This is a genomic window from Thermoactinomyces intermedius, from assembly GCF_013912365.1.
In the GTDB taxonomy this organism is placed as follows: domain Bacteria; phylum Bacillota; class Bacilli; order Thermoactinomycetales; family Thermoactinomycetaceae; genus Thermoactinomyces; species Thermoactinomyces intermedius.
Genome location: NZ_JACETT010000035.1, coordinates 1 through 24,927, shown reverse-complemented (window position 1 = coordinate 24,927; position 24,927 = coordinate 1). Strand labels below are relative to the sequence as shown.

Below are 24,927 nucleotides of genomic sequence, written 5' to 3'. Positions count from 1 at the left end.
TTCTTAAGGTTCTGCTTTTATCATGTTTGGAAAAATGAAAAACTATGCAAAAAGAAAATTGATGACGCGCGAAGGGATTTGGAAAAAAACCAAGAAATGTTAAAAGCGTTTGTAAAGAAAGAACGGATGGATAAGGGTGGAGCGTATGTTGATGTATCGTCCGAAGGAAAATCAATTGTATCTGCCTGAGGATATTGAACGGCGGAAAGCTTCCGGTACAAGAAATTTCAAAGATGTCCGGGATGATTTTGAAAAAGATTACGGACGGATTGTGCACAGTGCGGCGTTTCGCCGTCTCCAGTCCAAAACCCAGGTGTTTTGGCAAAGTGCCGGGGACTTTCACCGGACCCGTTTGACGCATTCCATGGAAGTTGCCCAAATCGCCAGGGGCATTGGCATTTATCTGAACAAGCATTCTCCTTTTTTTTCGGAAAATCAGGCGCTGGATATTTCATTGTTGGAAGCGGCGGCATTGGCTCACGATTTGGGGCATCCTCCCTTCGGCCATCGCGGGGAAGAAGCGTTGCATGAATGCATGTTGGACTATGGCGGGTTTGAAGGCAATGCGCAGACATTCCGGATTTTAACGAGGCTGGAAGGGGAAGCGCATGCCGGGGGATTAAATTTGACACGTGCGTTGCTTTTGTCCGTGATGAAATATCCCATCTTTCTGGATACCGCCATGAAGCGAAAACGGGGTGGGGATGATCCGTCTCTTCCGCCGAAAGCCAGCATGTTTCGCTGTGATCAGGAAGCGTTTGAATGGGTGGTGTCGTCCCTGAGCGAAGAAGAAAAGGCTTATCTGATGAAGACCCGAGATGCCGGCCGCCGCCTGACCGTTCATCAATCGCTGGAGTGTTCGATTATCGATTTGGCGGATGATATAGCTTACGGCACGCACGATGCAGAAGATGCCGTTCATTTGGGATTTATCCGGCTGGCCCATTTGAAAGATTTGTTGATGCCTTTCGGTGAAAACCCGGCTTATCAGGAGTTGCAAAAAGCTTGCATGATCCTGGACCGGACGGACCCGGAAGATCCCCAGTTGAAATACCGGCTGAAAAAAGTGTTTTCCGGATTGATTTCCACGCTGATTACCCATGTCAAAGTGAAAAAGAACGATCTGGATGTCCGGTCGCCGCGATTGAAATATTCGGTGATGTTGCCGGATGATTTGCGGGATTTATTGGACCGGCTGAAAGAATTGGTATCCGAGAAGGTGATTCTCTCCCAACGGGTTCAAACGATCGCATGGAAGGGGCAGCAAATCATCCGTTCTTTGTTTCAGGCATTGCTGTCGGAAGAACGTTTGTTGACCGAACATGACCGGATGCTGTTGAACCAGTCTTCCACGGAAGCAGAGCGGGCCCGCGTGATCTGTGATTATATTGCCGGAATGACGGATTCGTTTGCGATGAGGATGTATGGCCGTTTGTACGGGCTGAGTCGCAATTTTTTTGATTTTTGATCATCCGTCATTGCAGGATGGTGAAAATTGGTGATATAGTAGACGTGATTTTGTCTGGCTGACCAGGCTCTTCAACGGTTTCTGCAAGAAACAGGGGTGGTGACATGATCTTTAATGTGAAACCGTGTTCCCGTGAATGCAATCCATCCAATGAATTGGGAGAAATTTTGATCGGCATTGATGAAAGTGTCCGCCAGTTGAATGAAGTTTCGGAGTTGCACCGGAAAACCGCGCAAATACGCAAGGTTCAGCAGAAAGTGGAATGGATGTTGGACCGGGTCCAAAAAAGAGAATGGGAAGGCATTCATCCCCAATTGGAAGAGTTGGTGTATTACTTGGAACTGTGTTGTTTCAGCTGGCTGAACATGACGGGGGAATCTTTCCAAACATACTTGGAAGAAGTGAACCAGAGGTATCGCAAGTTGCTGTGGAGACTGATGATATTTCACCGGCAACAGAAGAGAAACGATGATTGACAGGAGAAATTTATGTTCTTTCGTTGTATAATCACTTCTTGACAAGGGGATCAATAGTAAGTAGCATAAAATTACTTTATCCGTTAAAAATAGATCGAAAAACTTGTGTTTTGATAGGAGAGACGCTCTGTGAAGTGGTTCAGACATGGTTTGGTTTATTTGCTGGGTTTGATGATCCTTGTGCAACTGACCGGATGCAGTGTGCAAACAGACGGGGACTTGCTGAGTCAGATTAAAGAGAGGGGAACTATCCGGATTGGAACGGAAGGGACTTATAAACCTTTTAGTTTTCATGATCCCAAAACCAATCAGCTGACCGGTTTTGATGTGGAAGTGGCACAGGAAGTGGCCAAGAGGCTCGGCGTGAAAGCGGAATTTGTGGAAATTCCGTGGGATGGGCTGTTGACCAGTTTGCAAACCGGAAAAATCGATATGGTGGCCAATCAAGTGGGGATTAAACCCGAGCGGCAGAAGAAGTTTGATTTCAGCAAGCCGTATACCATTTCTTATGCACAGCTTGTGGTACATCAGGATAATCAAACCATCCGCACGCTTGAAGACATCAAAGGAAAAAAAGCCGGGCAAACCCCGACAAGCAACTACGGCAAGATGGCAGAAGAGCATGGCGCTCAAATCGTCGCTTATGAAGATATGATGGGGGCGATGCAGGATGTGGCTGCCAAGCGCATCGATCTCTCCCTCAATGATAAATTGGCGATTGCGGAAATGTTGAAAAACAATGATTTGCCGTTGAAAGTCATCGACATCCAAAGTGACCGGGCCGAATCGGCATTTCCGGTGCAAAAAGGCAATGCCGAATTGGTAAAGGCTATCAACAAGGCTTTGGATGAGATGGAAAAAGACGGAACGCTGATAAAAATATCCAAAAAATGGTTTGGCACCGACGTGACCAAATAATGAAAAGAAAGCCCTTTCCTTACAAGGAAAGGGCTTTTTGTGAAGCAAAACGCTGTCCCGGCCAAAAAGGAAACCGGATCGTTAAAAAGAGTCGAATGAGGAAAAATTTAAATGGAAAAAGAAAAAACACGCGCATCAGGAATCATGCGGGACGGCTGGTTTCAGGGGGCGGGCAAGGGAGATGGGCAATGTTCGGATGAAAGCGGGGAAGGAGGGTTATTTTATAAATCTTTTCTGCCATCAAAAAAAACAATGAGAAAGAAAGTTAAGAATTATATGCTTTTCGTTCTTTGAATCCATTGGTTGATGACATTTGTTAGAATTGAAAATATGTGTTTCAGAATGACTGCATCACATGAAACACATATTAAGGATGAATGTTGGTTTCTGGTTGAAAGGATGGGAGTAGAATGACTTCAAATAGATCTGTCGGTTCTTTTTCTTTGGTGATTTTCGGAGCGACGGGTGATTTGGCGAAACGGAAATTGTTCCCGGCATTGTTCAGCTTATATAAAAGAGAACAGTTGCCGGAGGATTTTCAGGTGATCGGAATCGGCCGCTCGATCCGAAACGTCGGGGATTTTCACCAAGCCGTGAAAGATTCCGTCCATTCGTTTGGAAGAATTAAAGCCGAAAACGAAGAGGAATGGTCCCGGTTCATCCGGCACTTCCAATTTGTCACTTCCAGTGTCGACGATCCGGCCGGCTATCAACAAATGAAGACATTGATCGATGAAAAAGAAAAAGCTTGGCAAGGAGCAGGAAATGGGAATCGTCTGTTCTATCTTGCGATTGCTCCGGATTTATACGGAACGGTTTCCTCACATTTGAAAGAATCCGGATTGACCCGGACCAACGGCTGGAAACGAATCATCATCGAAAAACCGATCGGGCATGATTATGAATCGGCCAAGCAACTGAATGAACAGATCAAAAAAGCCTTTACCGAGGAAGAAATTTACCGGATTGACCATTACTTGGGCAAGGAAATGGTGCAAAACATCGAAGTGTTGCGGTTTGCCAATTCTTTGTTTGAACCGATCTGGAATCATCAATATATTGAATCCGTCCAAATCACGGCCAGTGAAACGGTGGGCGTTGAGCAGCGGGCCGGTTATTATGATCAGGCCGGGGCGTTGAGGGACATGGTGCAAAATCATATGCTGCAGATGTTGATGATGGTCTGCATGGAGCCGCCCAGCCGGTTGAAAACGGAAGCGATCCATGATGAGAAAATCAAAGTGTTGCGCTCGCTCAGACGTTATGATCAAGAGGAAGTGGGAAAATACTTTGTGCGGGCTCAATATCAGGAAGGAGTCATGGGGGAAAAACCGGTGCCTGCTTACCGGGAAGAAAAAGGCATCGATCCCCGTTCCATGACGGAAACATTTGTCGCGGCCAAACTTTTTGTGGATAATTTACGTTGGGCCGGTGTTCCTTTTTATATCCGGACCGGCAAGCGCATGACGGAAAAAGTGACGCAAATTGTGATTCAATTTAAGGAAATGCCCCGGATTTATTTCAACAAGCAAAATAATTTGCGGCCCAATCTGCTTGTCATCAGCATCCATCCCGAAGAAAGCGTCAAATTGGTGCTAAACGCCAAAGAAGCCGGATCCGACCATCAAATTGTGCCCGTTGCACTGGAATTCTGCCACAACTGTGAACAGCGTTCGCCGGAAGCATACGAATCATTGATTTATGATGCGATTGTCGGGGATCAGACCTTCTTTACGCATTGGGAAGAAGTGGCGCTGTCATGGAAGTTTATTGATCCGGTGCATCAAGCCTGGACGCAGGAACAAGATTCCCTCCATTTTTACAAAAGTGGAACCTGGGGTCCGCAAGCAGCGCATGATTTGTTGGCGGAAGAAGGACACCATTGGTGGCCGCCCATCCTTCAAAACGATCCTCAGGTGGTCACGGCCGGTGAATTGAAAACTACATAACAAGGGAGAGTGTGCCATGAAAATTTATGATGTTTCCATGCCGATTGTACCGGACATGCCTGTTTACAAAAACAAAGAAACGAAGAAGCCGTTGATCCAAGTCGTGCAGGATTTTGACACAGCCGCAGCCAGAGAATCCAAAATCACGATGGATGTGCATTGTGGTACCCATGTCGATTCGCCGCTTCACATGCTTCCGGACGGGGGAACGATGGAAACCATTCCCCTGGAACATCTGGTCGGAAAAGCGAGGGTGTTGGATTTTTCCGAGGTGGAAGGAGGCATCGGCAAAGAGGATCTTGAAGCCAAAGATATCCAACCCGGCGAGTTTTTGTTGCTGAAAACCAAAAACTCCGGGAAAGACGAATTTGATTTTGAATTTGTTTATTTAAAAGAAGACGGAGCCAAGTTTCTTGCAGAGAAGAAAGTAAGAGGCGTGGGGATTGATGCGCTCGGGATCGAACGCTCGCAACCGGGGCATCCCACTCACAAATCTTTGTTCCAAGCCGGTGTGATCATCATGGAAGGGTTGTGGTTGAAAGAAGTGCCGGAAGGAACTTATTTTATGGTGGCTCTGCCGATTAAATTGATGGAAACGGAAGCCGCTCCGGCGCGGGTGATCCTGATGGAAGGGATCCGGGCATAACGAAGGAAAAAGAGGCGACTTCGTGTCGCCTTTTTTGCTTTGACACGGAGTCAGGGTCTGATTATGATAGAATCATCCACCTTTAAATAAAAGTAAATTGATAGACTTAGAATATATTTACGATGGAGTGTCAAAAAATGGATGTGTTAACGCAAATTCGCTGGGAACAATTATTTGACCTTGAATTGGCGGTTGAAAGCGCGCCTTACATTTTGGAAGGGTTGGCGGCCACAATCTGGATGAGCTTGGTGTCCATGGCAATCGGGCTTTTGCTCGGCTTAATCACCGCCGTCGGCCGCATGTCCAAAAACTTTTTGTTTCAGTGGATTGCCCGCGCCTACATCTCCATTATCCGCGGGACGCCTTTGTTGGTGCAATTATTTATCTTGTACTTCGGGCTTCCGGTGATCGGCATCAAGCTAACGGCCACGCTGGCAGGGATCATTGGTTTGTCGCTCAATGTCGGGGGATACTCCGCGGAAACAATCCGGGGATCCATTCTCTCCATTCCCAAAGGGCAGTGGGAAGCCGCATCGTCCCTCAACATGACTTATTGGCAAACGATGCGCCGGGTGATTATTCCGCAGGCGGCCCGGGTGGCTCTCCCGTCTTTGGCGAACACCTTTTTAAGTTTGGTGAAGGATACTTCTTTGTTGGCGATGATCACGGTGAACGAAATGTTTTATCATGCCAAAATCGTCGGTGCCCGCGCTTTTGATTACATGACGGTGTACATTTTGGTCGCATTCTTTTATTGGGTGATTTGTACATTGCTGAACATTGTCCAGGAAAAACTGGAAAAACGGTATGGACGTTATGCGGCATAGAAAGGGGGAGCAGCTGTGATCGGGATCAAAGATCTTCATAAATCGTTTGGTGATGTGGAAGTATTGAAAGGGATTGAGTTGGAGGTCCGCCAGGGGGAAGTGGTTTGCATCATCGGTCCGAGCGGATCGGGAAAATCGACCCTGTTGCGTTGCTTGAATCTGCTGGAAACCCCCGACCGGGGACAATTGACCATTTCCAATGTCACACTGTCGTTCGGAGACCGGAAAATCGCGCCGGCGGAAATCCGGAAGTTGCGCGAAAAAACCGGGATGGTATTTCAGGGATTTCACTTGTTTCCGCATCGTACGGTGCTGGAGAATGTGATGGAAGGGCCGGTTGTGGTCAAAAAGGAATCAAAGCAAAAGGCACGGGAAAAAGCCGAACAATTGCTTGAAAAAGTGGGATTGTCCGACAAAAAGCATGTGTTTCCGAGCCAGCTTTCCGGAGGGCAACAACAGCGCGTGGCCATTGCCCGGGCGTTGGCGATGGAACCGGAGGTGCTGCTTTTTGATGAACCGACTTCGGCGCTGGATCCGGAGCTGGTCGGGGAAGTGCTGAAAACGATGAAAGAGCTGGCCCGGGAGCAGCAAACGATGCTGATTGTCACCCATGAGATGTCTTTTGCCCGTGACGTGGCGGACCAAATCATTTTTATGGATCACGGAAAAGTGATCGAATCGGGATCGCCGGATGAAATTTTTGTGAATCCCAAAGAGGAACGCACCCGTCAATTTCTGTCCAAATTACTGAATCCGTGACGTGGTTTCTTTTTTAAAGGAAAAGGGAATATAATAATTTTGTCATTTCATTATTCACCAAAATGGGGGATGGAGATGGACTGGAATCAAGCTTACGAAACCGGCGACTTTAAAAACTGGGATTTTGGAACAGCTTCATCGGAACTGGTTGCGTTATTTGCCGTCAAAGGGTTGCCACCAGAGGGAAAGCGTGGGGTGGACATCGGTTGCGGCGGCGGATGGGAATCGATTTTACTGGCGAAATGCGGATTTGATGTCACCGGGGTGGACTTTTCGTCCAATGCCATTCAACTGGCGAAAAAACGGGCGGAAGAAGCAAAGGTTAAAGTCGATTTCAAACAAGGAAACGCTTTGGCGCTTCCCGTTGAGGATGAATCGGTTGATTTTGCCAATGACCGGGGTTGCCTGCATGTGATTCCGGAAGAAGACCGGCCCCGGTACGTGAAAGAGATTCTGCGCGTTTTAAAACCGGGCGGACAATTGTTATTGCGGGGTTGCCGCGAATTGACCGATAAGCTGAAAGAAGCGGCCGGCGAAAGGGAAATTGCCATTAAACCGCTGGCCAAGGAAACGATTGAGTCGCTGTTTTCACCCGATCATTTCACTCTCGGCCCCATTCTTCCCTTGCGCCTGATGGGACAGACCAACGGGATCCCGGGGAATATCGTCTTGATCACCAAACGTTAAAAGTTACATAAGGCCAAACGGAAACAGGGTGTGTGCCGGGTTTAAGCCACACCCTGTTTTTTCATGATTCCATGTAAAACAGTCCGGCATTGACCACCTCCGCTTCGATGCGGGGATGGAATTGCCAAACCAATTCTTGTTCCCGGTTTTTCTTTTCCAGCCGGATTTCTTCGCCTTGGTTTTCCTCATCATCCGGATAAAAGGCATTTAATTGCTCCAGTTCCATGCGCAATCGTTCTTTTGCTTTGGTTGCCCATGTCTGGTCTTCTTCTTTCAATTGGTCTTCCAGATAGTATTCCAATTCGCCGACGGCTTCAGTCAAAGACATTCCCTGTGCAGGGAGATAGCGGTGGGGAGGCAGGCGGTTCAACCATTTTCGGTTTTTCAGACGGTCATAAAACGACTCGGCAATTTCCCCGTTTAACAAATTGATGCCAAGGGAACACAAGCGATCCTTTTTCTGGTCACAAACATAGGAAAGCTGATAATTGACCAACAGCCAGGGCGTGTAGGGCTTGGATGGCGAGTGGCTTGGTTGCCAGCCGGGATCTTCGTACAAACGGACAAATTTTCCGTGTTTTTGCGCGGATTGGAGCATTTTTTGGAAACGGGGGGACCCGTAATGCAGTATTTCCCCCCGGATGTCAGGAGGATGGTTTTTTGGATCGAAAATAAAGCAAAGTTGGACCGGTTTGGGCGGAATGTTCATTTTTTCAACGTACATCCAGTAGAAGGGACGGTTGAGCAAATCTTTATCGGCTTCGACCGATAATTGTGTGATCAGATAAGAAGGGCCCGATTCAATGACCGGGCATTGATAAAGCTTCAGGTATTTCTCTGTCCACTCTCTAACTTGGGCTGGATCCATAAAGCAACACATCCTCTTTTTCCTTCCGATCTTTCAGGACCGCTTTTTTCGTTTCAAAAAAGGCATCTCCCCATTTGCTCAGTTGCTTGCGGACTTCCCCGTCATCTTTCGCTTCCAGCCAAACCCGCATAATGTTTTGTTCCACGTCTTTTTCCCAATCCATTTTTTCCAAAATGACTTCCAGTTCGCCGATGACGGACCGGAAAAGATCGATTTTTTCATGCAGCAACCAGATGATATGCTCCTCAATGGTGTTTAAGGTGGCAAAATTATAAATATACACATCGCTTTTTTGCCCCAACCGGTGAATCCGGCCGATTCGTTGTTCCACCCGCATCGGGTTCCAGGGCATGTCATAGTTGATCATATGGCGGCAAAATTGGAGATTGATGCCTTCGCCGCCTGCCTCCGTCGCGACAAGAACCTGGGCCCTTTTTTGGAACAGCTCCATCATCCAGTCTTTTTTATTCCGGTTAAATCCGCCGCGAAAGGGGACGGCTTGAATCCCGGCATTGAGTAATTCCCGCATCAGCATTTCCTGGGTTGCGCGGTATTCCGTAAACAACACCACTTTTTCCGGGGACAGGCGGCGGATTAATTCGACGGCGGCTTTGGCTTTGGAAGAATATTTTATGCTTCTTAAAAGCGTGATCAGATTGGAAATCTCCGGCGAAATTTCGGATTGACCTTTTGCCTCTTTTTGCAGTAGTTTAAATAAAGTATGAAACACCGCGTCCCGGCTGCTGCAAATTTCTTTTTGCAAAACCAAAAGGGAAAGCGTGTTTTGCATGTCGGATGATTTGTGGTATCTTTGGCGTACAAAGTTTGTGATGCCGTCATACAGAGCCCGCTCGGCACCGGAAAGTTCGATAGAAATGGTTTGAACATGCCGTTTGGTCAACGGTAGTTGCTGATCGGAGCGGCGGTTTCGGATCAACACGCGTTGAATTTCCTCTTTCAGTTGGGCCTCATTTTTGGCTTTTCGTTTTCCTGCGACATAATCGCTGTTAAAATCGGACTGTTTTCCCAGGTGCCCCGGTTTTAAAAGGGTCACCAGGTTATATAATTCCTGTATCTCATTTTGAATAGGCGTTGCCGTCAGCAACAGACAATATTTTTTTTGCAACTGGTTAATAAATTGCCAGTTTTTCGTACGCCGGTTTTTCAGTTTGTGGGCTTCATCGATAATGACCAGATCATAATGCTTGTTCAACACATGTTCGCGGTGGGGGGTTCGTTTGGCGGTGTCGATGGAAGCGACTAAAAAGTCATATTTGTCCCACATCCAGACTTTCTTTTGGGCCATGACCGGGATGTCAAATTTTTGATTCAATTCCCGGGTCCATTGCAATACTAAAGATGAAGGCACCAAAACCAAAGCCCGCTTGACCAGTCCGCGGATCAGATATTCTTTGAAAATCAAACCGGCTTCAATGGTTTTTCCGAGTCCCACTTCATCCGCCAGGATGGCACGGCCGCGCATTTCGTTGATGACACGCCTTGCGACTTCAATTTGGTGCGGAAGCGGTTCAAACCCTTGAATTTGTTTCAAACATTGGATAGATTCAAAAGAAGGGATGATCTTTTTTTCGGCCGCTTCCACCGCCAATTGGAAGCGTTCCCATGTGGACCAGTTTTGGTCTGTTTCCGCTTGGGTCAGAAAGGATTGAAGCCATGTTCGGTCAAAACGAATCGGGGGTGAATGCATCCGTCGATCCACCTTTCTGATAGTCATGAATCCTGTTATAGTATGGTTCAAACGAAGTAAATGAATGCATGGGGAAATAAAAACGAACTTTTTTATATAATAACCTCGAAAATAATCGTGAATTATGGCAAAATGAGGGGTAGATAACCAAATATCGTTCGGCGGTTGAAGGCGGGAGGAGAGACCACATCCGTGGCGCCGAAGGAGCAAGCCTTGAAAGAAGGCGAATCTCTCAGGCAAAAGGAGGCCCGCTGGACGCACCTCTGGAGAGTGCTGGTCTTTTGGATCACAGCCACCAAAGGGGCAACTTTGCGTTCATTTCGCAAAGCAACTCTCAGGTCATAAGGACAGAGTGTTTTTCCCGTGACAGGGGACATTCTGTCTTTTTTTCATGACCCATGAAGTAAGGAGGAACCAGACATGAGTGAGCTGAAAAAAACTCCGTTGTATGAAGTTTACAAAGATGACGCCAAAATGGTTGCTTTTGGCGGTTGGGAAATGCCTGTCCAGTTTTCCGGCATCAAACAGGAGCACGAAGCGGTCCGAACCAAAGCCGGATTGTTTGATGTTTCCCACATGGGAGAAATCATGGTCAGCGGGCCGGGTGCTTTGGATCTGCTGCAAAAGCTGACCACCAATGATGTTTCCAAGCTGAAACCGGGAGCCGCGCAATATACCATCATGTGCAAAGAGGATGGCGGAACCATCGACGACCTGTTGATTTACCGGACAGGAGAAGAAACATTCATGCTGGTGGTGAATGCTTCAAATATCGATAAAGATTACGACTGGATCAAACAACATGCTTCCGGACAAGTGGTTGTGGAAGACATTTCCGAGAAAGTGGCGCTTCTTGCTTTGCAGGGGCCGCTGGCGGAACAGGTATTGCAACGCTTGACGGAAACGGATTTATCATCGATTTCATTTTTCAAATTCCAACAGGAAACCGAGATTGCCGGAGTCAAAGGATGTCTGGTTTCACGAACCGGTTACACCGGGGAAGACGGGTTTGAAATCTATTTTTCCGCTGAGGACGCTCCCGGGTTGTGGAAGGCGATTCTGGAGGAAGGAAAGCCGGAAGGTGTTTTGCCTTGCGGATTGGGAGCACGGGACACCTTACGCTTTGAGGCCAAACTCCCGTTATACGGACAAGAACTGTCCGAAACGATTACCCCGGTCGAAGCAGGGTTGGGCTTTGCCGTCAAACCGGATAAAGGGGAGTTCATCGGGCGGGACGTCTTGGCTTTGCAAAAGAAAGAAGGCGCTCCCCGCAAACTGGTCGGACTGGAAATGGCGGAGCGGGGAATTCCGCGCACCGGCTACCCTGTTTACCGGGGGGAAGAAAAAATCGGGGAAGTCACCACGGGAACACAGTCCCCCACGTTAAAAAAGAATATCGGGTTGGCATTGATCCGTTCAGAATATGCCAAAACCGGTGAAGAAGTGGAAGTGCAAATCCGCAAGAAAAAATTGAAAGCGAAAATCGTCAAAACCCCTTTTTATCAGCGCGAGAAGTAAAAGAGAAAGGCGGAGGTCGGATATGACAAAGTTTCGTTATTTGCCGATGACGGATCAGGATCGGAAAGAAATGTTGAAAACCATTGGAGTCGGATCGGTTGAGGAGTTGTTTGCAGAGATTCCCGAAGAAGTGCGCTTTCAAGGCGAATTAAACCTTCCCCAAGCGATGAGTGAGCCGGCTTTGGTGAGGCATATGGCCCGTCTGGCCGGAAAAAATGCTTCGTTGGACCAATATGTTTCTTTTTTGGGAGCCGGCGTGTATGAACACCATATTCCCAGTGTAGTGAATCATGTCATCTCGCGGTCGGAATTTTATACCGCTTATACCCCTTACCAGCCGGAAATCAGCCAAGGGGAACTGCAAGCCATTTTTGAATTCCAAACCATGATTTGTGAACTGACCGGCATGGAAGCGGCCAACTCATCCATGTATGACGGATTTACCGCCTTGGCGGAAGCAGCCAGTGTGGCGGCAGGGGCCTCCCGTCAGAAAAAAATGATCGTTTCTGAAACCATCCATCCGGAGGCCGTCCAGATTCTTCAAACCAATGCCAAAGGATTCGGATGGGAGATTGTCATGGTGCCGGCCAAAGACGGAGTGACCGACATCGAAGCGCTGCGGCAGCTGGCGGATGAAAAAACGGCGGCTGTCCTTGTCCAATCCCCGAATTTCCTTGGGAACATTGAAGACTTAAAGGGGATTGAAGAAATTGCCCATGCGCATAAAGGCTTGTTGATTGTCAGCACCAATCCGTTGTCTCTCGGCATTTTGAAACCGCCCGGCCAATATAAAGCGGACATTGTTGTCGGGGATGCACAACCTTTGGGAATCCCGGCTTCTTTCGGAGGCCCCCACTGCGGGTTTTTTGCGACGACAAAAAAGTTGATGCGCAAGATTCCGGGACGGATTGTGGGGCAAACCGTGGATGAAGACGGGGTGCGCGGATTTGTTCTCACTTTGCAGGCCAGGGAACAACACATCCGCCGCGACAAAGCGACATCCAATATCTGTTCCAATCAGGCACTGATGGCCCTGGCCGCCAGCGTTTACATGTCGGCATTGGGGAAAAAAGGCATGCAGGAAGTGGCCTGGTTAAACACCAAAAAAGCCCATTACGCGCAAAAACGCCTGTCACAGGTTCCGGGGGTTCGACCGGTTTATCAGCAACCGTTCTTCAATGAATTTGTGATTGAACTCAGCCGCCCGGCCGCAGAAGTCAATCAAGCCCTCCTCCGCCACGGAATGATCGGCGGATATGATCTTGGAAAGTTGAACCCGGCTTGGGAGAAACAGATGCTGATGGCAGTGACCGAAGTGCGGACCAAAGAAGAAATCGACCAGTTGGCAGAAAGATTGGAGGAAATCTTATGAAGAACAAAGAGAAAGCCTTGATTTTTGAAATGAGCCGCCCGGGGCGTGTGGCATACAGTTTGCCGGAGTCGGATGTGCCCGACGTGGATGATCTGCCAGCAGAGTTGCTTCGGGAAGAACCGGCGGAACTCCCGGAAGTGTCCGAACTGGATTTGATGCGTCACTATACGGAATTGTCCAGACGCAACCACGGTGTGGACAACGGCTTTTATCCCTTGGGATCGTGCACCATGAAATACAATCCGAAAGTGCATGAGGACGTGGCCCGTTATCCCGGATTTGCCCAAATCCATCCTTATCAGCCGGAAGAAACGGTTCAAGGCGCTTTGCAACTTCTGTATGAATTGCAAAACGACCTGGCCGAAATTACCGGAATGGATGCCGTGACGTTGCAATCAGCCGCCGGAGCGCAAGGGGAATGGACCGGCTTGATGTTGATTCGTGCTTACCATGAATCGCGCGGGGAAAGCGGGCGAAACAAAGTGATTGTTCCGGATTCGGCACACGGAACCAACCCGGCCAGTGCCTCCGTCGCCGGATTTCAAACCATCACCATCCCTTCCAACGAAAAAGGCCTGGTGGATGTGGAAGAACTGAAAAAAGTTTTGGGGGAAGATACAGCAGCCCTGATGCTGACCAACCCCAACACCTTGGGCTTGTTTGAAGAACAAATTCTGGAAATTGCCGACCTGGTTCATGAAGCGGGCGGGTTGCTGTATTATGACGGGGCCAATGCCAATGCGATTTTGGGGATTGCCCGTCCCGGAGATATGGGATTTGACGTGGTGCACTTAAACTTGCACAAAACGTTTACAACCCCGCATGGAGGTGGCGGCCCGGGAGCCGGACCGGTCGGGGTGCGAAAGGAATTGACGCCGTTTTTGCCCACCCCGGTCGTGAAAAAGGATGATGAGGGAAATTATTATCTCGATGAAAATATTCCCGGCTCCATCGGCCGCATCAAAGGGTTTTACGGAAACTTCGGGATTTTGGTCCGTGCATATGCCTATATCCGGACGATGGGGCCTGCCGGTTTGCGCCGGGTGTCAGAAGATGCCGTATTAAATGCCAATTATCTGATGCGTCGGCTCGAGCCTTATTTCGACCTGCCGTATCCGCAACATTGCAAACATGAATTTGTCTTGTCCGGCAAAAAACAGAAGAAATTGGGGGTACGGACCCTGGATATGGCCAAACGATTGCTGGATTTCGGCATGCATCCGCCGACGATTTATTTCCCGCTGATCGTGGATGAGTGCCTGATGATTGAACCGACCGAAACAGAAAGCAAAGAAACCTTGGATGCCTTTGTGGAGGCCATGATTCAAATTGCCAAAGAAGCGGAAGAAAATCCGGAGATCGTGCAGGAAGCCCCGCACCATACCGTATTGAAAAGATTGGATGAAGTGCAGGCGGCAAGAAAGCCGGTCGTGCGTTGGACGAAACCGGACCAATGAATAAAATGAAAGCACAAACGGGGGCGTGCCCTTCGTTTGTGCTTTTTTATTGGGAGCCTGATTTTCCAGAGTTTCCGCAATTTCACGTTTATTTGCCGCCAAAAGAGGTATATATATGTGAGGGAAGGTGAACGGGATGAATGGACCAGGACGTTTTTCACGGGTTCGCCGGTGACCGATGGACAAACCGGAACAAGGAAAATCAAATAACGTTTGGATGAAGGAATACTGGAGCGATGGTTGGATTACAAAGCGGAAAGTCTTAGGTGCAAGTGGCAATCAATCCTTGGGCGGATTTTGGCTGATGGCGGTTTTCTGATGAGAATCAAATTGGATAAACCAATGACTGAAGAGCCCTTTCCAATTGGAAAGGACTGTTTTTTTGACCGGGGTTTGCCGGTTTTAATTCTGTTGAAATGCGGACACATTAAGATTAACCGACTGCCAAAAGGAGGAATTGCCGGTTGGAAGAAAAAATGGAGCAAAGAAACCGATTGAGAAAAAAGTTAAAGATGAAACTGAAAAAAGACGACATTACCGTGGTGGATGCCAAGGAATCCAAGCGCGCGGTCATGGCCACTTCCGCCGGGAATGCGATGGAATGGTTTGACTTCGGGATTTATTCCTACCTGGCAGCCACCATCGGACAAGTGTTCTTTCCGGAGGCAAGCGGAGTCATGCAATTGGTCTATTCGTTTGCCACATTTGCCATCGCTTTTCTCGTGCGGCCCATCGGCGGGATCTTCTTCGGCATGTTGGGAGACCGGTTCGGAAGAAAGAATATTCTGTCGGTCACTTTGATTATCATGGCCGTTTCGACACTGAGTATCGGTTTGATTCCGGGTTATGCCTCCATCGGATCCACCGCAACGATTTTGTTGCTGTTGGCGCGTTTGGCCCAAGGCTTTTCCACCGGCGGAGAATATGCCAGCGCCATGACGTATATCGCCGAATCCACGCCGGATAAAAAAAGAGGGTTTATGTCCAGCGGTTTGGAAGTGGGAACCCTCGTCGGATATATTGCCGGGGCCGGATTGGTCACGGTGCTGACCTATCTTTTGGGTGAAGAGACCATGTTGGCGTGGGGATGGAGAATTCCGTTTTTGGTTGCCGCGCCGATCGGACTGATCGGTTTTTATCTCCGGAACAAGTTGGATGAAGCGCCGGTTTACGAGGCGATGGAAAGTGACAAACCGGAGGAAGAAAATGATGAACATGCATCCGTCAAAGACATCCTCCGGCTTCATTGGCGTCCGATTCTCATTGGGTTGTTTGTGGTATTCTCCTATAATGTCATCAATTATACGGTTTTATCCTACATGCCTTCGCATTTGACCGCCGTGCTTGGTTACGGGGAAGCCGAAGGGCTGCTGCTGATTGTGGTTGTGATGCTGATCATGATTCCGATCGTCTTGTTGATGGGATATGCCAGTGACCGGATCGGAGCCAAAAAAATCGTGCAGGGCGGTTTGGTCGGGTTGATCCTCTTATCCGTTCCGGCGTTTTTGCTCATCGGAAGCGGCAATGCCATCCTTGTGTTTGCCGGATTGATGCTGTTGGCGGTCTTTTCTTCCACATTTCAGGGAACCATGCTGTCGGTCTTGCCTTCTTTGTTTTTTACCAACGTACGCAACGGGGCATTGGCGATCACTTATAACATTTCGACCTCCTTGTTCGGAGGGACGACACCGCTTGTTGTTTCCTGGCTCATCAGTCAGACGAATAACCGGATGGTTCCGGCGTATTACCTGATTTTCGCATCGGTGGTGGGAATGCTGGTGGTCACCTGGTTCGTGAAGGAAACATCCGGAAAAGCGCTCCGGGGATCGTTGCCGGTTGTGGAAGAACGTCACGAAATCAAGGAAATTATGGAAAATCCTGAAGAAGCATTATGGTGGCAGGAAGAAGCCCGTCAAATCCATGAAAAGAAAGAAGAACTGACCGGACAACCATAACGTTTTCCTTGAATTCATCTTGTTCATTTTTCCGTTTGGAAAAGTTCCTTTCAGGGTAGTTCCCTTAAAAGGAACTTTTTTTATTATCGAGTATGGTTACACTGTTATTGAAAAGAAAATCATGTTCACGTATACTCAAAGCACATAGGCAACGAGTAAAGTGAGGATGGAAAAAGTGAGCGGATTGTTTCGTATAAAAAAAATATTGAATAACAATGTGGTCATAGCCGTTCACCCGGTCTTTGGAGAAACGGTTTTAATCGGGAAAGGCTTGGGATTCCATAAAAGAGCCGGCGCCGTTATCGATGAAAAAACAGTGGAGAAATGTTTTGTCTTATATGATCCGAAGGAACAAGAACAATACAAGCAATTGCTGAACCAAGTGGATGATCGGTTGGTGGAAGTGATGAATGAAGTGGTTCAGCATATTCAGGACCGGTTTCAATCCCCTTTGAATGAGCATATTCATGTCGCTTTAATGGACCACATTGCTTTTGCGATCAAGAGAACCGAGCAGGGGCTTTCTTTTCACAACCCTTTTCTGATCGAAACGCGAACGTTATATCAAAAAGAATATCAGGTTGCCGAAGAGATTGTCCGGTGGATCAACCTGCGGCTGGATGTGCATCTGCCGGAAGAAGAAATCGGTTTCATTGCCCTTCACATTCACAGCGCTTTGACGAGGCGGCATTTGGCGGAACTTCAGAAATATTCCAAATTAATCTTAAAATTGATTCGATTTGTCGAAAATACGCTGGGTCAAAAACTGGACAAGCAAAGTTTATCCTATATGCGTTTGGTCACACACTTGCGTTATGCCATTGAACGGACGGAAAAAGGGGAAAGTATTTCGGAACCCGAAGGGATGAATGAAATGTTGCGAACTCAGTATCCTTTGTGTTACAATATGGCTTGGAAACTAGCCAAAGTGATGGAAAAGGAACTGAACAAACCGGTGTATCCTGCAGAGATCAGTTATTTGACCTTACATCTGCAACAACTTTGGTCTGATAAAAAGTAAATATTCCTGTTTTTGTTCTTTTACCACGTGTTACTGATTCGATCAGGCATGAGTGGAAAAAGCTGCGAGAGCGGTTTGCACCTTGTGCAAGCGCTTTCTGTCTGCTTTTTTTGCTCATGCCTTTTTGCGTGAGAAAAGGGCAAAATAGGAGAAACAGAGGAGGTAATTTGCATGTTCAAAAATTTGTTTGGCGTCTTGCAACGAATCGGAAAAGCATTGATGCTGCCCGTTGCGATTTTGCCGGCTGCCGGATTGCTTTTGGCATTCGGGAATAAGCTGGACATCAGCATTTTGGAAAGTGCAGGAAACATCATTTTTCAAAACCTCGCATTGATTTTTGCCATCGGGGTGGCGATCGGTTTGTCCGGCGGGGAAGGGACAGCCGGATTGGCTGCCGTCGTCGGGTATTTGATCATGAACACCACCCTGGGGGAAATGGCAAAGTTAAATCAAGTGGAAACCGTCGATGTGCTGGGAATTCCCACTTTGCAGATGGGTGTGTTCGGAGGAATCATCATCGGGGCGGTTGCCGCCTATTTGTATAACCGTTTTCACGATATCGAACTGCCTTCGTTCCTCGGCTTTTTCGGAGGAAAACGTTTTGTTCCGATTGTAACGGCTGTTTCGGCGTTTTTGCTTGGATTGATCTTTTTCTTTGTATGGCCGCCGATTCAGGATCAAATCGATAACCTGTCCAAAATTGTGACAACCCAAAATACGGCGGTTGCGGCTTTCATCTTCGGTTTGATCGAGCGTTCCCTCATTCCGTTTGGATTGCATCATATTTTCTATTCACCGTTCTGGTTTGAGTTTGGACAATATGTCACTGATACGGGCCAAATAGTCAAAGGGGATTTGAACCGTTTCATGGTCGGAGACCCGACGGCCGGAACGTTCATGTCCGGGAAATTTCCGTTCATGATTTTTGGTTTGCCGGCGGCTGCGTTGGCGATTTACCACACGGCCCGCAAAGAAAAGAAAAAATTGGTTGGCGGGATCATGTTGTCGGCCGGTTTGACCTCATTTTTGACCGGGATTACCGAACCGATTGAGTTTTCGTTCTTGTTTGTGGCCCCGGTCCTTTATGCCATTCACTGTGTGTTTGCCGGTTTGTCCTTCATGATGATGGATATTTTGGGCGTTAAAGCCGGAATGACCTTCTCCGGCGGTGTGATCGACTTGATCATGTTCTGGGGGCAGGATACCAAGCCTTGGTTAATCATTCCGGTCGGGCTGGTCTTTGCGGTGATCTATTATTTCGGATTCCGCTTTACCATCCAGTTCTGGAACCTGAAAACACCGGGCCGGGAAGATGATGCGGAAAGCGACGATGCAACGGCTGCGTCGCCGACCGGGGAACTTGCGGCCAATGTCTTGGAAGCGTTGGGCGGAAAAGAAAACATTGCCAACTTGGATGCTTGCATTACCCGGCTCCGGATTTCGGTCCATGATGCCGGACAGGTGGACAAAGACCGCCTCAAAAAACTGGGAGCTTCCGGTGTCCTGGAGATGGGAAATCACTTCCAGATCATTTTCGGGCCGAAGTCAGATAACATCAAGGAACAAATGAAGCGCATCATGATGGGAAAAAGCCCGCAAGTAACGGAGAAAGACAAAGAAAAAGACACCAAAAAAGAAGAACCGGCGACGGTTCAACATGACCAAGAGGAAACGTTGGTTTCGCCCATGACCGGGAAACTTCTGCCGATTGAAAAAGTGCCGGATGAAGTGTTCTCGCAAAAAATGATGGGAGACGGATTTGCCGTCGAGCCGGCTGAAGGAGTGGTTGTTTCCCCCGTGGACGGTGAAATCATCAATCTTTTCCCGACCAAGCACGCCATCGGCATCCGCACTCCGAACGGTCGTGAAGTGCTGATTCATATCGGAATTGATACCGTGAAGTTGGAAGGAAAAGGATTTGAAAGCTTTGTACAGGAAGGCGATTCCGTCAAAGCAGGGCAAAAATTGCTGGAGTTTGACTTGGATTTTGTGAAGGAGAATGCGCCGTCGCTCATTTCTCCGATCGTATTTACCAACCTGGAAGAAGGGAAAACCGTTCAGATCGAAAAAGAAAATGTCACCCGGGGGGACAAAGAGATCATCTCCTTCAAGGGTTAAGGGAAGACAAAGCGCTGCATGCACATGCATGCGGCGCTTTGTTTATTGGCTGAACCACTTGTTTTTTGCCCGGATGGATATGAAATAATGGATCATGGAACATCTTTGAATGGGAGGGGTTTGGATGAAGGTATTGGTCACCGGCGGCACCGGTTTTGTGGGGAGAAACCTGGTGCATTATTTATGGGAACAAGGGTATGATGTCACCGTCCTGCACCGGGAAACATCCCGTTTGCATGATCTCCCGGTAAAGATTTCGCTTCGCACCGGGGATTTGACCCGTCCGGATACGATTGCCGGTTGTTGTGAAGGGATGGATTGGGTTTTTCATGTGGCGGGGGAAGTGACTTGGGGAAAAGCCGGAAAAAAGCACATGTTCCGGATCAATGTCAACGGGACGCAACATATAGCGGAAGAAGCGCTGAAAAGCGGGGTGAAAAAATTTATCCACACCAGCTCGGCGGCTGCAGTGGGACTGCCTTTCAATGAAATTGCCGATGAATCCTACCCGTTTAACGGGGACCGCCTGAAAGTCGGCTATTCCATGGCAAAAAAAGCAGGCGAAGAGGTCGTGCTGCAGTATGTCAAAAAAGGGCTTAATGCGACCATTGTTAACCCCACGGTCATCCTTGGCAGAAGGAATTATGCTTCCAATTTTGTCCGTTCCGTGTTGCAAGGGCGATTGTTTGTTGCACCGGAAGGCGGCATGAACGTTTGTGATGTGGATGATGTGGCAAAAGGCCACCTTATGGCGGCATTGCACGGCAAAAAGGGAGAGAGGTATCTCTTGGGGGGGACCAATCTGCCCTTGCGGGAGCTGTTTCAGAGGATCATCCGCTTGGCAGGAAGCAACCGGACGGTTTATCCGGTTCCGGCTCCGTTGGTGAAAGGTGTTTCGTGGCTGGGGGAAGGTTTATCCTGGCTGATCGGGAAGGAACCGCCTTTTGCTTGGGATTTGGCCAAATTGACCGGGAGAACGATTTATTATTCCTCGCAAAAAGCGGTTCGGGAGTTGGGTTATCATGCGACACCGCTGGATGAAACGCTGCAAAAGGTATTGGAATGGGAGAAGCGGCAACGGTCGCATGCAGATTTTGAATAAGTGTTGTATCATGAAAAGTAAACGGATTTGATGACAAAGGTGTGATGGAAATGACAACATGGCGATTTTTGCCTTACCAGGCATATTCCGCCGCGGAAAATATGGCGATTGATCAAGCGGTCATGGAGCTTGTCGCGGAGAAAAAGGTTCCCCCGACTTTGCGTTTTTACGGTTGGCAGGTTCCGACTTTGTCGATCGGTTACTTCCAAAAAGCCAAAAAAGAAGTCAACCTGTCTTACATAAAGGAAAAAAATCTGGGCTTTGTCCGGCGGATGACCGGGGGACGGGCGGTTCTCCATGACAAGGAGCTGACCTACAGCGTGATCGTGCCGGAAGAGGATCCGATCATGCCCAAAACCGTCAGCGAGTCCTACCGGGTCATCAGCCAGGGACTGTTGGAAGGATTTAAAGCGCTGGGGTTGAACGCTTATTTGTCCGATCCGCAAAAGACCAAAAAAGAACACATGTCGGCTGCTTGTTTTGATTCCCCGTCGGATTATGAACTGGTGATCGACGGAAAAAAAGTGGCCGGAAGTGCACAAACCCGGCAACACGGAGTGGTTCTCCAGCATGGTTCGATTTTGATGGATTTTGATGAAGATCTGTTGTTCTCCTTGCTGGTATTTCCTTCCGAACGGGTCCGGCAAAGGCTGAAAGAACAATTTTTGCAAAAAGCGGTGGCCATCAACCGGATTTTGTCCCATCCGGTTTCGTTGGATGAAGTTATCCAGGCTTTTTACGAAGGGTTCCAAAAAGGAATCGGCGTCAAATTGGAGCCGGGCGAATTGACACCGGAAGAAAAAGAGCGGGTCCAAGCCCGCATCCGCGAGCGCTATGATTCCGATGATTGGAACTTGCGCAGATAAGAGGGGATGTATGTTTTCGGCTTTCCAATCATTTCGGTTGGAAAGCTTTTTTGTTTGAATATGAAATTTTCATGAAATTTATGTTGCTATTTCTTCTTATTTCGATATATGAATTGATTTATTTTTTTGGACAGAGTATCATCATAATCGTAAGTTTTTTTCTGAATTTTCCTTTGAGATCAATTGGGACTGGTGAGATCATCCTGCTTGATTTTTCGAGTTCTTATGATAGCATATAGATTGCTGATTATAATTGCTCTAATCCATTTTTTGATCATAATAAACTTTTATAAGTTAGGGGAAAATGCTGTTGAAACAGGGAAGTCGATTAAATCGTCGTTATTACGAGAGATTTCAAGTGGAAGACGTGATTAATTTTTTTTCCGGACAACTTCTGCAAGCAAAATCCCCAGATGGTGCTCAGGTATTCCTGCAATCCATCAAAATCACCCGTCGACCTTTACCGTCCGGTTATCGCGAATCCTTTCGCCGTTTGCAGCATCCTAACTTGGCACCAATTCTGGATGTCATGGAAGAAAAGGATCAAATCATTTTGGTTCATCCGCCTTTTTCTGGGGATCCTTTGCCCTTGATCGTGAATAAAGAGCGGGCGATGGAGCCGGAAGTTGCCGTTCGCTTGGTGAACCGGTGCTTTAAAACATTGCTTGATTTATCCCGTTTGCCACTGCCGTTAAGCGCAACGCTGGATCCGAAAAACATTTTGCTCAACGGGCAAAAACCGCTGTTATTGTTCTATTACATGAAAGATCCGGAAAAGCCGAGATATGATGAGAAATGGCGTGAATTGTTGTTCTATTTGTTGACCGGCCAGTCGCCGATAGGCGGACACAAGTCGGCAGAAAAGATTTTAAACGAAAAGAAAATCCCGCAGAAGATTGCCAAATTGGCGTTGTTTGCCTTGAACCGGCAACGCAATTTTGAAGAAGTTGCCGAAAGCATCGAGAATTATCTTCAGCATCATGCGGATGAGGCCGGATTGTCCCGCTCAAGAAAAGAAAAGAGTAACCGGAAGAAAGTTTATGCAACCGTGACGGTGGCTGCGGCGGCATTGGTTCTGGTATCCTTGGCGGTGGCCCAATGGCAGCCGAAGGACAGCTATTCATCCGACAATCCTTTGGCCGGTTTGTTTGTGTCCAGCGGGGATAAAGCAAATCAGGCAAAAGGGGAAAATCAGCTGATCCAGTTCACAAAAGAAAAGGATCAGTATACCTTGTCCAAAAGCATCCAGGGCAACTCCGTTTTAAAAGGGGATTTCATCCTGAAAGAAACCAACACGTTTCTGGGATATCTGGAAGCAGAAGACAAGTCTTCCATTTACGGTTTGTATATTGATGAAAAAGGGGAAATCGGTCTGTTCCATCAGGTTGGCGGAGATAAAGTCACGACGATTGCAAAATCCGGCAATCAATATCGTATTTCCCCCAATAAGAAATACCATTTCGAGATCTATTATCTCTCCGGAAATCCTGTACATATCTCGCTTCAGGAAGAAGGGAAAAAAGAGAAATGGATCGCGGTCGGTATCACTCCGATGCGAGGGGAAATGAAGCTCAAATTCCGCGGTGATGAAGGGGCCCGGCTGAATGCGCCGAAAGTGGATGGCATCAGCGATAAATCATCCGCACTGCGCGACTGGTTGAACCATCAGCCTTGGATCATTGATTTCGGTCAGGCCATTTTGTCGGTGGATGAGCAAAACCGCAATTACCTGGATGTGTTTCCAAAATCCCAAGTCCGGTTGGATGCGGGAGCGGCTTCCGGCTTTTTGATCCAGCCTCCGCCAAATGAATCGTTTGCCATGGATATTCAATCCGTGGGGGATGAGCGGTTCCGTTTGGTATGGTCGGATAAAAAGGACCAAGTGGAGCTTTTTGATGTCAACGGGAATATGAAAAAAGTGGCCGAACAGCGGATGGACAATTATGATGGCAAAACACCCCTTCAGGTGGCCGTCACAACAACGCTGAATATTTTAAACATCCAGTTGACTCATGGTTCGAATGTCACCGAGCTCAATCATACGGCGGAAAACCCTGTATTGATCAAAGATGTCACGCTACGGAACACCGGATTTAAAATCATTGAGGCGAAAAAATAAAAATGATCCGAAAACAGCCAAGGAAGACCGGATTTGATGGGTCTTCCTTGGCTGTTTCTGGAGAAAGTGTGATTTTTCATCTTTTTTTCATTTGCGGAACCTCATGAGAAACCGGGCGGAAAGTGGGCGTTCAAGCTTCGGTTTTTGACGGGATCAGCCGTTTAAAAGCTTCTTGCAACCGTCGGGTGAGCGGACCGGGGCACCCGTCGCCGATGGTTTTTCCGTCCACTTCCACCACCGGGCAGATTTCCATGGTGGTGCTGGTGATAAAGATTTCATCGGCATCAAAAAGGGATTCTTTGCCAAATTTCTTTTCGCTGACAGGAATTTGCAATTGATCCGCTAATTGTAAAGTGATCTTTCGGGTGATTCCGTGTAAAATGAAATGGTCGGCCGGATGTGTGAGGAGCATGCCGTCTTTTACCATAAAGAGATTGGTGGAGCTTCCTTCCGTGACAATGCCGTCCCGGATGAAGATGGCTTCTTTGCAGTGCTTGTCATGAGCTTCTTGCTTGGCCAACACGGCTCCGAGAAGGTTTAAGCTTTTGACATCACACCAAAGCCAGCGGATGTCTTCCGCCGTGATGGCACGGATCCCTTCCGTTTGTTCTTTGACGGGGCGTTCGGCCGGTTGGGTGTATGCTATGAGAAGGGGGGCGCTGTTTTTCGGGAAAGCGTGGTTTCTCGGGGCGGTTCCCCGGCTGACTTGTAAATAAAGATTTCCTTGTGTAAAATCGTTTTGTTTGATTAATTGGTTTAACCGATCCTCCAGCTCGTCCAAGGAATAAGGGAGGTTTAATCTTATTTTTTTGGCACTTTTCTCCAGTCTTTCTAAATGTTCTTTCAAATAAAAAGGTTTTCCATCATAAACCCGGATCACTTCATAAATTCCGTCGCCGAATTGATAGGCACGGTCCTCAATGTCAATACGCACATCTTCGCGTTTTTTGAATTGATCATCATACAAAATCATCATGAGGTTTCATCCTTTCGCGTGTTATATGTATAGTTTGCAAGACAGGAAAAAAAAGAACAAGATATTTCACTATTTTTTTATTTGATGTCTTTTGATTTTCAATATATAGTAGTATTA

General features: G+C 47.8%; 22 protein-coding genes and 1 riboswitch. Of the genes, 19 read left to right on the top strand and 3 right to left on the bottom strand.

Annotated features, from left to right (window positions below):
- The first annotated feature begins 145 nt into the window (after positions 1–145).
- The 9 genes from H1R82_RS08565 to H1R82_RS08525 all read left to right on the top strand — a co-directional run bounded on the left by H1R82_RS08565 (position 146) and on the right by H1R82_RS08525 (position 7,730).
- Entirely contained in the window at positions 146–1,468 is a 1,323-nt protein-coding gene (locus H1R82_RS08565) for an anti-phage deoxyguanosine triphosphatase (protein ID WP_181731729.1), read from the top strand.
- Between the two features lie 104 nt (positions 1,469–1,572).
- Complete coding sequence (locus H1R82_RS08560; RefSeq protein ID WP_181731728.1) at positions 1,573–1,944, top strand: hypothetical protein; 372 nt, start codon at positions 1,573–1,575, stop codon at positions 1,942–1,944.
- 129 nt (positions 1,945–2,073) lie between these two features.
- Positions 2,074–2,862, top strand: coding sequence for a transporter substrate-binding domain-containing protein (locus H1R82_RS08555; protein WP_309544807.1), 789 nt, complete (start codon positions 2,074–2,076; stop codon positions 2,860–2,862).
- Positions 2,863–2,973: 111 nt separating this feature from the next.
- Complete coding sequence (locus tag H1R82_RS08550; RefSeq protein WP_181731727.1) at positions 2,974–3,156, top strand: hypothetical protein; 183 nt, start codon at positions 2,974–2,976, stop codon at positions 3,154–3,156.
- 116 nt (positions 3,157–3,272) lie between these two features.
- Positions 3,273–4,811 carry a glucose-6-phosphate dehydrogenase gene (zwf, locus tag H1R82_RS08545; protein WP_181731726.1) on the top strand — a complete coding sequence of 513 codons (1,539 nt, stop codon included), beginning with the start codon at positions 3,273–3,275 and terminating at the stop codon, positions 4,809–4,811.
- Positions 4,812–4,827: 16 nt separating this feature from the next.
- Complete coding sequence (locus H1R82_RS08540) at positions 4,828–5,457, top strand: cyclase family protein (RefSeq protein WP_181731725.1); 630 nt, start codon at positions 4,828–4,830, stop codon at positions 5,455–5,457.
- A 143-nt stretch (positions 5,458–5,600) separates the two neighbouring features.
- Positions 5,601–6,284 carry an amino acid ABC transporter permease gene (locus H1R82_RS08535; protein ID WP_231564574.1) on the top strand — a complete coding sequence of 228 codons (684 nt, stop codon included), beginning with the start codon at positions 5,601–5,603 and terminating at the stop codon, positions 6,282–6,284.
- A 15-nt stretch (positions 6,285–6,299) separates the two neighbouring features.
- Complete coding sequence (locus H1R82_RS08530; RefSeq protein WP_181731724.1) at positions 6,300–7,043, top strand: amino acid ABC transporter ATP-binding protein; 744 nt, start codon at positions 6,300–6,302, stop codon at positions 7,041–7,043.
- A 75-nt stretch (positions 7,044–7,118) separates the two neighbouring features.
- Positions 7,119–7,730, top strand: a complete 612-nt coding sequence (locus H1R82_RS08525; RefSeq protein WP_181731723.1) for a class I SAM-dependent methyltransferase — start codon at positions 7,119–7,121, stop codon at positions 7,728–7,730.
- A gap of 61 nt (positions 7,731–7,791) precedes the next feature.
- Here the strand turns inward: H1R82_RS08525 and H1R82_RS08520 are convergent, their stop codons facing one another.
- Both H1R82_RS08520 and H1R82_RS08515 read right to left on the bottom strand, forming a co-directional pair.
- Positions 7,792–8,598: a YqhG family protein gene (locus H1R82_RS08520; RefSeq protein ID WP_181731722.1), complete on the bottom strand. Its 807-nt coding sequence runs from the start codon at positions 8,596–8,598 to the stop codon at positions 7,792–7,794.
- A complete protein-coding gene (locus H1R82_RS08515) occupies positions 8,579–10,306 on the bottom strand; it encodes a DEAD/DEAH box helicase (RefSeq protein ID WP_181731721.1) in 1,728 nt (575 codons plus the stop codon). Before H1R82_RS08515 ends, H1R82_RS08520 begins: the two co-directional genes overlap by 20 nt.
- 165 nt (positions 10,307–10,471) lie before the next feature.
- Positions 10,472–10,564, top strand: a riboswitch (glycine riboswitch).
- 162 nt (positions 10,565–10,726) lie between these two features.
- On the opposite strand from H1R82_RS08515, the gene gcvT reads away from it, so the two are divergent.
- The 10 genes from gcvT (at position 10,727) to H1R82_RS08465 (ending at position 23,834) form a co-directional block, all read left to right on the top strand.
- Positions 10,727–11,824: a glycine cleavage system aminomethyltransferase GcvT gene (gcvT, locus tag H1R82_RS08510; RefSeq protein WP_181731720.1), complete on the top strand. Its 1,098-nt coding sequence runs from the start codon at positions 10,727–10,729 to the stop codon at positions 11,822–11,824.
- A 22-nt stretch (positions 11,825–11,846) separates the two neighbouring features.
- Complete coding sequence (gene gcvPA / locus H1R82_RS08505; protein ID WP_181731719.1) at positions 11,847–13,196, top strand: aminomethyl-transferring glycine dehydrogenase subunit GcvPA; 1,350 nt, start codon at positions 11,847–11,849, stop codon at positions 13,194–13,196.
- Positions 13,193–14,653, top strand: a complete 1,461-nt coding sequence (gene gcvPB, locus H1R82_RS08500) for an aminomethyl-transferring glycine dehydrogenase subunit GcvPB (protein ID WP_181731718.1) — start codon at positions 13,193–13,195, stop codon at positions 14,651–14,653. The genes gcvPA and gcvPB overlap by 4 nt, the downstream gene beginning before the upstream one ends.
- Positions 14,654–14,866: 213 nt before the next feature.
- Positions 14,867–15,151 (top strand): hypothetical protein, encoded by a 285-nt coding sequence (locus H1R82_RS08495; RefSeq protein ID WP_181731717.1) that lies wholly within the window; start codon positions 14,867–14,869, stop codon positions 15,149–15,151.
- On the top strand, positions 15,130–16,608 hold the full coding sequence (locus H1R82_RS08490; RefSeq protein WP_181731842.1) for an MFS transporter: 1,479 nt from the start codon (positions 15,130–15,132) through the stop codon (positions 16,606–16,608). Before H1R82_RS08495 ends, H1R82_RS08490 begins: the two co-directional genes overlap by 22 nt.
- A gap of 175 nt (positions 16,609–16,783) precedes the next feature.
- Positions 16,784–17,629: a glucose PTS transporter transcription antiterminator GlcT gene (gene glcT, locus H1R82_RS08485; protein WP_181731716.1), complete on the top strand. Its 846-nt coding sequence runs from the start codon at positions 16,784–16,786 to the stop codon at positions 17,627–17,629.
- 171 nt (positions 17,630–17,800) lie between these two features.
- Entirely contained in the window at positions 17,801–19,747 is a 1,947-nt protein-coding gene (gene ptsG, locus H1R82_RS08480; protein WP_181731715.1) for a glucose-specific PTS transporter subunit IIBC, read from the top strand.
- Positions 19,748–19,871: 124 nt separating this feature from the next.
- Entirely contained in the window at positions 19,872–20,849 is a 978-nt protein-coding gene (locus tag H1R82_RS08475; RefSeq protein ID WP_181731714.1) for an NAD-dependent epimerase/dehydratase family protein, read from the top strand.
- A 50-nt stretch (positions 20,850–20,899) separates the two neighbouring features.
- Complete coding sequence (gene lipM / locus H1R82_RS08470; protein ID WP_181731713.1) at positions 20,900–21,715, top strand: octanoyltransferase LipM; 816 nt, start codon at positions 20,900–20,902, stop codon at positions 21,713–21,715.
- A 310-nt stretch (positions 21,716–22,025) separates the two neighbouring features.
- Positions 22,026–23,834 carry a serine/threonine-protein kinase gene (locus H1R82_RS08465; protein WP_181731712.1) on the top strand — a complete coding sequence of 603 codons (1,809 nt, stop codon included), beginning with the start codon at positions 22,026–22,028 and terminating at the stop codon, positions 23,832–23,834.
- 130 nt (positions 23,835–23,964) lie between these two features.
- Here the strand turns inward: H1R82_RS08465 and dat are convergent, their stop codons facing one another.
- Positions 23,965–24,810 carry a D-amino-acid transaminase gene (gene dat, locus H1R82_RS08460; protein WP_181731711.1) on the bottom strand — a complete coding sequence of 282 codons (846 nt, stop codon included), beginning with the start codon at positions 24,808–24,810 and terminating at the stop codon, positions 23,965–23,967.
- Between the last annotated feature and the right edge of the window lie 117 nt (positions 24,811–24,927).

Bases quoted from the DNA above. Each gene is read 5' to 3' on its own strand.
- gcvPA (WP_181731719.1), top strand. From the start codon at position 11,847: ATGACAAAGTTTCGTTATTTGCCGATGACGGATCAGGATCGGAAAGAA.
- H1R82_RS08490 (WP_181731842.1), top strand. From the start codon at position 15,130: ATGGAGCAAAGAAACCGATTGAGAAAAAAGTTAAAGATGAAACTGAAA.
- dat (WP_181731711.1), bottom strand. From the start codon at position 24,810: ATGATGATTTTGTATGATGATCAATTCAAAAAACGCGAAGATGTGCGT.
- H1R82_RS08550 (WP_181731727.1), top strand. From the start codon at position 2,974: ATGGAAAAAGAAAAAACACGCGCATCAGGAATCATGCGGGACGGCTGG.
- gcvT (WP_181731720.1), top strand. From the start codon at position 10,727: ATGAGTGAGCTGAAAAAAACTCCGTTGTATGAAGTTTACAAAGATGAC.
- H1R82_RS08560 (WP_181731728.1), top strand. From the start codon at position 1,573: ATGATCTTTAATGTGAAACCGTGTTCCCGTGAATGCAATCCATCCAAT.
- zwf (WP_181731726.1), top strand. From the start codon at position 3,273: ATGACTTCAAATAGATCTGTCGGTTCTTTTTCTTTGGTGATTTTCGGA.
- H1R82_RS08525 (WP_181731723.1), top strand. From the start codon at position 7,119: ATGGACTGGAATCAAGCTTACGAAACCGGCGACTTTAAAAACTGGGAT.
- gcvPB (WP_181731718.1), top strand. From the start codon at position 13,193: ATGAAGAACAAAGAGAAAGCCTTGATTTTTGAAATGAGCCGCCCGGGG.
- H1R82_RS08565 (WP_181731729.1), top strand. From the start codon at position 146: ATGTTGATGTATCGTCCGAAGGAAAATCAATTGTATCTGCCTGAGGAT.
- ptsG (WP_181731715.1), top strand. From the start codon at position 17,801: ATGTTCAAAAATTTGTTTGGCGTCTTGCAACGAATCGGAAAAGCATTG.
- H1R82_RS08475 (WP_181731714.1), top strand. From the start codon at position 19,872: ATGAAGGTATTGGTCACCGGCGGCACCGGTTTTGTGGGGAGAAACCTG.
- lipM (WP_181731713.1), top strand. From the start codon at position 20,900: ATGACAACATGGCGATTTTTGCCTTACCAGGCATATTCCGCCGCGGAA.
- H1R82_RS08540 (WP_181731725.1), top strand. From the start codon at position 4,828: ATGAAAATTTATGATGTTTCCATGCCGATTGTACCGGACATGCCTGTT.
- H1R82_RS08515 (WP_181731721.1), bottom strand. From the start codon at position 10,306: ATGCATTCACCCCCGATTCGTTTTGACCGAACATGGCTTCAATCCTTT.
- H1R82_RS08520 (WP_181731722.1), bottom strand. From the start codon at position 8,598: ATGGATCCAGCCCAAGTTAGAGAGTGGACAGAGAAATACCTGAAGCTT.